This is a genomic window from Rhodococcus sp. PSi06, assembly GCF_054960675.1.
This window is the reverse complement of record NZ_JBHNYO010000011.1, coordinates 1-9,579: the sequence shown is the minus strand read 5'-3', so window position 1 is coordinate 9,579 and position 9,579 is coordinate 1. Positions and strand designations below refer to the sequence as shown.

The 9,579-nt window shown below is 65.6% G+C and carries 8 protein-coding genes; all 8 read right to left on the bottom strand.

Annotated features, from left to right (window positions below):
• Window positions 1-786: an ABC transporter permease gene (locus ACFI9K_RS15300; protein ID WP_462664294.1), complete on the bottom strand. Its 786-nt coding sequence runs from the start codon at window positions 784-786 to the stop codon at window positions 1-3.
• Window positions 774-1,748, bottom strand: coding sequence for an ABC transporter ATP-binding protein (locus tag ACFI9K_RS15295; protein WP_462664293.1), 975 nt, complete (start codon window positions 1,746-1,748; stop codon window positions 774-776). The genes ACFI9K_RS15300 and ACFI9K_RS15295 overlap by 13 nt, the downstream gene beginning before the upstream one ends.
• Window positions 1,735-1,923 carry a hypothetical protein gene (locus ACFI9K_RS15290; protein WP_462664292.1) on the bottom strand — a complete coding sequence of 63 codons (189 nt, stop codon included), beginning with the start codon at window positions 1,921-1,923 and terminating at the stop codon, window positions 1,735-1,737. The genes ACFI9K_RS15295 and ACFI9K_RS15290 overlap by 14 nt, the downstream gene beginning before the upstream one ends.
• 47 nt (window positions 1,924-1,970) lie before the next feature.
• Window positions 1,971-2,753 carry a lantibiotic dehydratase C-terminal domain-containing protein gene (locus tag ACFI9K_RS15285; RefSeq protein ID WP_462664291.1) on the bottom strand — a complete coding sequence of 261 codons (783 nt, stop codon included), beginning with the start codon at window positions 2,751-2,753 and terminating at the stop codon, window positions 1,971-1,973.
• Window positions 2,750-4,987 carry a hypothetical protein gene (locus ACFI9K_RS15280; RefSeq protein ID WP_462664290.1) on the bottom strand — a complete coding sequence of 746 codons (2,238 nt, stop codon included), beginning with the start codon at window positions 4,985-4,987 and terminating at the stop codon, window positions 2,750-2,752. The genes ACFI9K_RS15285 and ACFI9K_RS15280 overlap by 4 nt, the downstream gene beginning before the upstream one ends.
• The gene (locus ACFI9K_RS15275; RefSeq protein WP_462664289.1) at window positions 4,984-7,299 is read right to left on the bottom strand and encodes a TOMM precursor leader peptide-binding protein; all 2,316 of its coding nucleotides are present in this window, start codon (window positions 7,297-7,299) and stop codon (window positions 4,984-4,986) included. The genes ACFI9K_RS15280 and ACFI9K_RS15275 overlap by 4 nt, the downstream gene beginning before the upstream one ends.
• The gene (locus ACFI9K_RS15270; RefSeq protein ID WP_462664288.1) at window positions 7,296-8,315 is read right to left on the bottom strand and encodes a cysteine peptidase family C39 domain-containing protein; all 1,020 of its coding nucleotides are present in this window, start codon (window positions 8,313-8,315) and stop codon (window positions 7,296-7,298) included. The genes ACFI9K_RS15275 and ACFI9K_RS15270 overlap by 4 nt, the downstream gene beginning before the upstream one ends.
• The coding region (locus ACFI9K_RS15265; RefSeq protein ID WP_462664287.1) for a cytochrome P450 at window positions 8,312-9,579 on the bottom strand (1,268 nt) is incomplete at its 5' end. The genes ACFI9K_RS15270 and ACFI9K_RS15265, both read right to left, overlap by 4 nt.

The following is a 9,579-nucleotide window of genomic DNA, read 5'->3' as shown; positions in this document are numbered from 1 at the left end:
TCAACGCCTCCGTGGATTCCAGCGGAAAAACCGCAGTGCGAGTACGAACAGGACTCCGGCCCAGGCGATCATGGCGAGCAAGGCCAAGGGCACGGCAGGGACGGAGGACTCCAACCCGAAGGCATCACGCAGCACCGACACCATCAGCGACAGTGGCAGCCACCGCACCCACATCGCCACCGCGTGCGGAAGGTCGTCGATGGGAACGAGGAGGCCGGACAGGTAGAAGAAGGCAAGCATCAGTGGTGCCGCCACGAGCATGCCCAGTTCGGCCACGGGGACGATGCCGGCGATGAGCACCCCTAGTGCGCTGAAGATGAGGGCACCCAACAGAATTGCCGACACGAAGGCTGCGGGATTCTCGGGGATCCCCAGGTGCAGGGCGATCGCCCCGTAGATCCACAGGACCGCGAACACGGCAACTGCAGGCAACACACCGCCGAGCATTTCACCGATGAATATCGCCGACGGTCGGACACCGGTGCACAGTTCCCGTTTGAAGATCAACGCGTCGCGTCGTGCCGCCATCGACTGGACGAGGTTGTAGGTGGCGAAGAAGAACGCGAAACACATGAATCCGACCACGCTCATCATGGCCTTGTGCTCGTGGTCGACGTCGCCGGACCCGGCGATCCTCCACGGTAGGAAGATCCCGAAGAACAACGGTAGCGAGACGCTCACCACCGCCAGTCCAGGTCTGCGCCAGAACGCCAACTGCACCATTTTCAGGTGCGCGTAGGCCTGATGCATCGGAATGCGTGGTCGTGTGGTGGTCAGCGTGACCATGATTCCTCCGAATCATCAAGTGTCGCGGCGATATACAAGTCCTCGATCGTCTGTGGACGGACGCGGAGAGATTCGATCGGTGCATCGATGGCGTGCGCCTCGGACAGAAGCCGGTAGAGCGTCTGCTGCGAGTCGGCCGTGACGATCGTCGCGAGGGTGCGATCGGCGGGCGTTGCCGTGTCGTTCGCCTTTCTGTCGGCCGTGATCACGACGTCGGGGAGGCTGTCGGCGAGTCGCTGCCGGTCGTCGCGGCGCACCAGGAACTGGATGTGCGTCTCCGAGCCGGTCTGATCGGCCGAGCGGCACTGCAGTGCCACCGATCCATTGCGGAGGATCACGACCGAGTCTGCGAGTTGCTGCGCCTCCTCGAGCAGGTGAGTCGTCAGGATCACAGTCGTCCCGGTGCGCACGAGTTCGCCGATGAGCGCGACCGCGTGATGGCGACTGTCCAGGTCCATTCCAGTGGTCGGCTCGTCGAGAACGACGATGTCGGGTGGGCCCATGATGGCAAGTGCGAGTTCGAGACGCCGCTTCTCGCCGCCCGAGAGGGTTCCGACGCGTGTGCCGGCCTTGTCGGCCAGGTCGACCCGATCGAGGACGTCGCCCGGCGAACCACGATGGAAAGCCGACCAACTCCTCACCGTCTGCTCCACGGTCAGCTCCGGGATGAAACCGGCGTCCTGCAGCATGATCCCCATCGTTCCGGGCGGGACGCTACCGGGACCGCGGACGGGTGCGCCGAGGACGGTCACCTCACCGGCGGTCGGTGTGAGGACTCCTCCGAGGATGTCGATCAGGGACGACTTACCGGCACCGTTGGGTCCCAGCAACGCAGTGACCTCCCCGTGCGGGACGTCGAACGAGACATCTTTCAACGCTGCGAAGTCGCCGTAGTTCTTGCTCACCCCGGAGAAGCGGATCGCCGGTTCCTCCAGCGGAGCGTCGCGTTCAGCGCTCGACACGACGCATCACCAACAGGCCGAAGGCGGCAGCGACGAGAACTACGCCTGCGATGAGCGCAAGGGTCACGTGCACTACACTCCCCACCACGATTCCTATGACACCGATGATCAGTGCTATGTAGGCGATGATTCTCATGGTTGTCTTCGACACCGTTCTGCCGGTCGAGTTCGCCATCGTTCTGCTTGTTGTCTTCGACATCGTTCTGCATTCCCTTCTGTGGGTTACCGGGCGCTTCTTGCGCTCGGTCGGTCGTGTGAGCCGACGCCCTGATCGATTGCGTGGCGGACGATTTGCGCGACCAAGACCTCGAGTTGCCGCGACAGACCGAGTCTGTTGTTCGTCAGATGCAGATGGTGGAACACATACGCGTACGGACTCATCTTTACCTTTGCGAACAGTTTCTGGGATGACTCGACGAGTTCGTCGACTCGTGAAACGCCCTCCGACGCGCCGGCGGCGATCGTGACCCCTCGGTGGCGAACAGGCGGAACACCGCCGTTCCAATACCAGGCGTAGTGGTGACAGAAGGAGGTCGCGTCGATGGTCGGGAAAGCCCGGATCGTCGCGTACATCAGGTTTGCCGCGACACCCACCCGTGCGGTGAGCCCCTCGTGGAGGTGTTCTCTGGCGAATCTGCTGCTCGCACAGAACAAGTCCTCCGAGGCAGCCAACGAATCACCCGTTCCGTACTTGCGTGTCTCGGGAAAGTAGGTGGTCCGGACAAGTGCCGCGGACACGGGTGACAGGACGTCGCGGACCGCGATGGCCAGGTCGTTCCGACCTGCCGGATCGACAGCCCGCACCCGGACCCGCAGGTGGAAGCCTGCAGCATTGACGAAGTGCAGGTAGTGCCACGACGGTGCGGAGTCGACCACGTCGCGCACACCGTCGAGCGCCGCACTCACCGCGGCGGTGTCGCCGGCACGCGGGTAGGCGTAGTGGGTGACCCATGCGCGACCGTCGGCCCCTGTCGACTTCTGTTGTAGGAGGGCTCCCCCGCTCATCGAACTCCCTCGATCCGATGTGCGAGAACGTGTTCGGCGACCGGCTCGGCCGTGCGGCGCGGGAAGCATTCGACGATGTCGACGGCTGCGGAGGTCGGCGCGTCGACCAAGCGGGCCAGCTCACGCAGACAGGTCGGCGAGTCCTGCGAGTACCACTGAGGCTTCGAGCGCGTGCCGTCGACGGAAACGACCTGGGCGAAGAACTCCCGATCCACTCCCGAATCCGTGAGCCAATCCATGGTTGCGAGCGCGGTGTCGACGGGGTCGGGACGGACCAAGTCGTCGGTGGGTCGGATCGGCGTCGTGCGCTCGCGGACCACCTCGCCGCGAACACGCGCGGCAGCTTCTCGTCGGCACAACCACGGACTGGAGATCAGGGCGAGGAGTCGAGGGATACCGCTGAGCATCGGGTAGGGCATCACGCCCGTGTAGATGAAAGACACCGGCGTCTGGTCGTCGGCCGTACGGGCGTCGATCGTGCCGTCCGGGCAGACCGACACCACGAAGTCCGACAGCGGTCTACGCGGGTCTGCGGGTCCCGTCAGGTCTCCAGGCAACCGAACGGCAGGAAGGTCGGCAAGACCGACCGACTGCATCGACGACCAGTCGTCCCAGCACGTGAACTGATGCGTCACCGTGTCCGGGGCCGCGGAGCGCACGAACTCCGACAGGGCCGATGTCGTCGAAGTCGTGGAGGTCCGGTCGGCGTGTCGCGCGATCAGACCGATCCCCGAGGTGTGCAGTCCGTTGACGACGAAATCCTCACCCTGAGTCTGGATGAATGTCGTGGTGATCGGCGATGCGAGTGTCGGAGCGGTGTGGTTCGCGGTCTCGCGCGGGCGTGATTTCCAGCGTTCGACGGACATGGTACGGCGTGCGCGAGCATGTCCGAACGCATCGAGGTAGGCCGCAAGCGCTGTGTCGAGCCGAATCCCACCTCGCCTGCCGTCGCAGTTCCGGACGGAGAGCCGCACGAGAAACTCTGCGAGAGAACAATACTCGGCATCGAAGACAATGGCGTTGGCGGCGAGCTCGCCGACTGCATCGACGATGGCGGGCTGAGGTCCGGGCCGGGCAGTGTGGCCGCCGGGTGCCTCGAAGAACCGGGTGCCGGTGTGGTCGGGGAGCACGCGGCGGATCTGGGAATCGAATCTGCGCTGCACGGCGCATCGGCGTGCCGCGTCGGCGTCCGACATCGCGCGCACCATCCGAGATGTCGACTCGAGTACCTCGATCCACGTGTCGAGTCGGTTTCCGCCGCGGGCGTGCGCGCGCAGATGATCGGCGATCGCCCGCAGATCCTCGGGGCCGTCGCCGTCGCCGAAGGTCAGGGCGGGAACGGCGTATCCGAGCGCGACGGCATCGGCGGCGGAGTCGGGTTGGCCGATCACCGCGTCGCGCGGACCGATTTCCTCGAAGCGGACGGCCACGCCGTCGACCACCGAGCGATAGGCGCACACGATCCAGTCCTTTCCGGAATCGGTGTCGATGATCGAGTTCATCACCACCGCAGCGGAATCGATCTCCAGATCGGCGACGGCGGCGAAGAGCAGCCGAGTCGACAGGGTTCGAGGCTGCAGTACCCGGGTGGGCCCGACGGGTTCGCACCGGTCGGAGGTGACGAACCCGACATCGGTGAACCGACCGAACGGGCTCGTCTTCATGGCCGCGCGCTTGAGAAACGATGTCGCCGTTCGAAACGCACGGTCGTCGACATCGGCCGGTATCGGTGCCCGCAGTAGTGCCGAGGTGAACGCCGGCGACGAGACCGCAAGGGTGGACGCCAAAGGTTCGGTCCGCAGGACCTCGGTTGCGTGGTGGGCGAGCTCCTCCGTGTGCCGGACGACCGAGTCCCGCACATCGCGGTACGCGGTGATCAGTTCGGCGATCTCGTCTCGCACATCGGTCACCACGTCAGCGAGTTCCGGCTCTCGTTCCAGGGATGCGAGCGCCCGGTGGACTGCAGCGGTGTCGTCACCGCGGAAGGCGTACAGCGTGCGCCGCGCTCGAAGAAGTCGGCCACGCTCTGCGCTCGTGTCCTTGCCGGGTACCGCATCGTGGATGCGGTCGCAGAGCTCTCCGATCCGTTTGATCACCGAGGCCCGGCGATACCGCAGTACGCCGAGAGACGCCATCGAATCGGGATCGACGAAACAGTCGAGGACGCTCGGCGACAACGAGTTCCGCCGAATCACGGACAGTTCGAGTGCGACCGCCCTCGGTACGCCGGTCACAGGAACATGCCGATCGGGTTCAGTTGTTCCTCGGGCGTCGGCACCGACAGGTCGCCGGCCGCCACCGGAACGTCGTACAGGCGTCCGGGAGCGAATCTGGTCCAGAAGTGCCGCATCCCCGGCACCAGGACACGGGCCACCGGCAGACCGGCGTCCGGCCGGGTCTGATCGAGGACGAGGAATTGCATTCCCGCAGCTTCCACTCGCCGGCGCGCCTCATGGACGTCCTCGTCGAGCGAAGATGCGGTGCGCCGAGGAAACTCCGCGGAGGTCCGCACGGTCTCGCCGGGCGCGAGATACGGCTGGTTGGCCAGGGTCGCTGTTCGCCACCAGTGCACTTGTTCGGGATCGTTGTAGCTGTACCCGTCGTCGTCTGTCAGCGACCCGATCACTGCGGGAAGGAACTGGTTCATCTCGGTCATCGCGCGTGAGATGGCGGTCTCGACATCGAAATGTGCCCCGAATGCCATCAGGATGTCTTCGTGCCGCTTGTCGGTGCGGCGCGAGATCGCGACCACAGCGGGGATCTCGAGGTCGGTGGTGAGGTCGAGGACCCAAGTCTCGCGGTTCTGTGCCCGGTATCGACGCCGCCAGACGTCGAAGTAGGGGTTGTCGAAGCTGTCGAGGTCGATGGACGGTCGGCGCAGCATGTTGTACCACCAGATGGCGACACTGTCGCGTTCGACGAGCTCGAAGAAGCCCTGCAGGACGGCGTCCTCCAGGGACGCGCCCGCCGCGCAGCCGTTGGAGTCGCCGGCCGCGTATCGGTGGCCGGGCACATAGGGATAGCTGTAGAAGAGATTTGCGGTAGGGGCGTACCGGAACGAGTTGCTCGTGAGCGACCACACGGGCGTCCAGTCGATGGCGGTGGCGGAGTCGAACGGGTCGCACACCGCTTGGAAGCCGATCTCTCGGGCGTTCCACTCCGCGCGGCGTTCGATCTGCCGATCACTGTAGAGCGCGATCTCGTTGGGCATGATCGGCATCTCGTCGAGTTCATCTGCGCGACAACGGATCCGCGCTTCGTCGCCGAAGAATCGGCCGGAGGAACGCTCGATCGCTTCACCGATGGCCGAGGCCTTGGCCTGGATTGCCGAACGCCCCTTGCCTGCGGCTGCGCTTCGCAGACCGGATCTGAGATGCGTGACTGCAGACATCGTGATGGCGAAGTTCTGTCCGGATTGATACGCGTGCAGGCCCGGTGCGCTCGGCATGGGGGTGAGTTGCTTGATGATGCCGGTGATCGGGCTGATGCGCGGCGTGAAGCGGTTCACCAGATCCTCTGCGCGCACTGCGCGGTCACCGCCGTCACCGTCGCCGACCTTCTGGCGACGGACTATCCGGACGGGTTGATTCTGCAGGGCAGCTTGGAGTCCGGGGTCACCGCAGACCGAACATTGTGGGCGCTTGTCCACCGGGTGGCGGATCGTCGAGATGTCCAGGTAATCGAACGTGACGATGTCGATTTCCCGCGCGGACTCCTTCGTGGTGACGAGATCGGCCAAGTGCTGTGCGGCAATACGTGCACCGAGAGAGCGCGACAATCGGGAACTCGCGGGGGCAGGGACGAACGAGCCGTTTCGCTGAACCAGGTAGTTCCGGATCAGCCGGTTGGAGTTCAACCGAATTTCGAGGCACCCCCAGCAAGGTGTCTCCTCCTGAGGGTCGAAAAGCGGGCCGAACCATCCGGACTTGCCTGCCGGCTTCGTCAGATACCACCGTGCGCCGGATTGCAGGGCCGAGCGGTTGATCGCGTCGAGCCGGGGGTCCTGGTAGTCCTCCACGCAGTAGACGGTGATCGCGTCGGGGTCGGGTGAGATCCAATCGGAGATCGCGACACCTCCGAATCCGGCGTCGGTGAGGGCGTCGGGCAGGTCACCGACCGCTGCCGGGTCGGTCGTGGCGACGACGACTCGGGTGTCGGTGAGGAGGGCCGACGAATCGTCGCCTGACGGGCGATGCTCCCAGAGCCTTCGTTCCTCGTCGGCCGGTGCGGTGGTGACGACACCCCGACGGATCAGGGCGTCGAGGGCAGCGTCGAGTCGGTCGGAAGGCACGGTACCGACAGCGGAACGCAATTCGGTCAGAGTGGCACCGGAATGACGGAGCAAGGGATCGATCGCGGAGATCACCGATCCTGCGATGCGAACCGCGCCGCCCTCCTCGCCCAACAGGAACACGCCCTCGTCGGCGACGGGTTCGACGTGCAGCGATCCGAGGTAGCGGTACCGGATGGGCGCGGTGGTGTCGGGGGAACCGGCCCCAGCGGGGGCTGCGGTGATGCCTGCGGCGCTGTCAGCGAGGGTGGTCACGGGTGGTCCTTTCGGTGGGCGAGAGCAACGTGGCTGCGGCGCAGCGTGTCGACGGTCGCGACGAACTCGGCGACCGTGGTCGCCGCCGCTGACGCGATGACGACGAAGAGCATCGGGTGATCGGTGCGGGGCGTCGCAGCGGCGGTCGCGGCCATCGAAGCCAGTACGCGGAACCTCGTCGAACGCCTCCGCGTCGTGTCCAGATCCCGCAGGATCAATTGCTCGGCGGTGCGGTCTCGACCTGCAAAACACGCGCGGACCACCCGCTTCTGGTAGCGAACGGCTCGCGCATCGCGCACGGAACCGTTGTAGGCGTACGTGATGACCCCTGTCATGGCGACGAGAGCACCGACGGGTACAGCCCGTTTCCGGGCGATGCAGGTGGCAACGGCGGCGATCGACAACGCGGCGAGCAGGCGGATCGAGCGGCGCACAACGATCCGGTCGACGTCGTTCGGTGGATCGACGACGGGAGCAGGCGCTCTCCCGTGTGCACGCTGCGACCTGATTCGAGTGGCCGATGCTGTTGCGGCGGAATGAATGTCGAGGAGTTCGGACCGAACCATGGCTGGTCTCAGTGCTCGGAATCGGAGGCCACGCGGCTCGGCATCGATCCGCACGACCGCGGGATCCAGAAGTGCGGCGCAGGTGTCGTTCGCGATGTCGATGATGCCGCGGGCGGGATCGTCGATGCGGACGCCGTGCGGCCGAGGGGTGGCGACGACGAAATGATGGCCACCGGCGACGGCCACATGTGCTCGTCCCTGCGCTGCCTGCGCGCCGAGGTAGTCGCCCCAATTGCGCACTGCGAGCGGTCGCGGAGAGAATTCGTGGCGCAGCAGGACTCGATACAGATCGGCGAGGGTGAGAGCCCCGCGCTCGTGTGCCGCCCGCCGAAGTCCTTCGATCTCGTCGGAGCCGAGGATCACTCGGTGCAGGCGCGCGACGTGTTCGATGCACGCGACACCGCAGTCGTCGGCGGTGCGTTGGTAGTGCGGCACTCGACTCGTGATCATGACATCGCCACGTGGAGTTCGCGGGGACTGTTGAACGCACGCCCCTCGGCGCGGATCACCTCGGTCTGCCGCGCCACCCGCCACCGCGGGCAGTGATGCACGAACTGAGCGAGCAGCGCGGCACCCTCGGCGTCGGCGATGTTGGAACCGAGGCAGTAGTGGGAACCGCGACCGTAGGTGAGGTCGGCGCGATGGTCTCGACCGAGACGGAATGCGAGCGGATCGTCGATCGCCAGGGGATCGAGATTACCTGCGGCGAATACGAGCAGGACCGTGTCGCCGGGAGCGAGGACCACTGCGCCGTCGGCCAGAGTGGTTTCTTCGGTGACCGTGCGACCGATCATGGGCAAGGGGGTGCGGAGGCGGCTCGCCTCCCGGAACACGTCGGCGGCGATGGTCGGGTCGGCGAGCAGGCGGGCGCGGATCTCGGGATGGTCCTCGAGGGCCAACAGCGTGTTCGCGATTGCCCCACCGATGGTGTCGATGCCGCCGGTGAAAAGGGTCAGAACGACAGCGGTGAGTTCTGAGCGTGACAGATCACCGCTTTCGTACGCCTCCCGAAGGACCGGGTGCGACATGATGCCGTCGGGGTCGTCGAGTCGGCCGTCGATGTAGCCGTGGACATGGGCGAGCGATTCGATGGACGGGTGATCGGCACCGTGGATCGAGGCAACGATGGCATGGTTGATGTGCCGCGCGCAGTCGAGCAGATGGTCCCAGTCCGACCGCGGCACACCGAGCAGTGCGCAGAGGCTGTACACGGGGATGCGACGGCATATCCCTTCGACAATTTCCATCTCCGCGGTGGCATCGAGTGCAGCGACCTCGGTGGAGACCAGTTCGGCGATCACGGCGTCGATCGTGGGTCGGAAACCGTCGATACCGCGGCGGCCGAATGCCGGCCCCAGTACTGTGCGGATCCGGCGATGGGCGTCATCGGGTTGTGCGGGGAGAAGCGCGCGGGCGATCCGTGCGCTGTCGGAATCGCCGAGGCGGTCGAGGGAAGGCAACTGCAGGCAGCGTGAGGTCAGCGCCTCGCGGATGAGAGCGTTCGAGCCCAGTATCCAGGTGCTCCCGGCGTGGATGGCTGGGGATTCGGCGGCGATCTCGGCGAAGAGGCTGTTGTCGCCCAGGCGAATGCTGTCGGGATCACGAACAAAGGAGAGAACACGCGCAGTGAGTGACTTCATGGTGGCTCCCGGAACTCGGACGACGGTGGCAGTGACGGGCTGCGGCACCGGGCCGGGGCCGGTGTTGCTCGTCG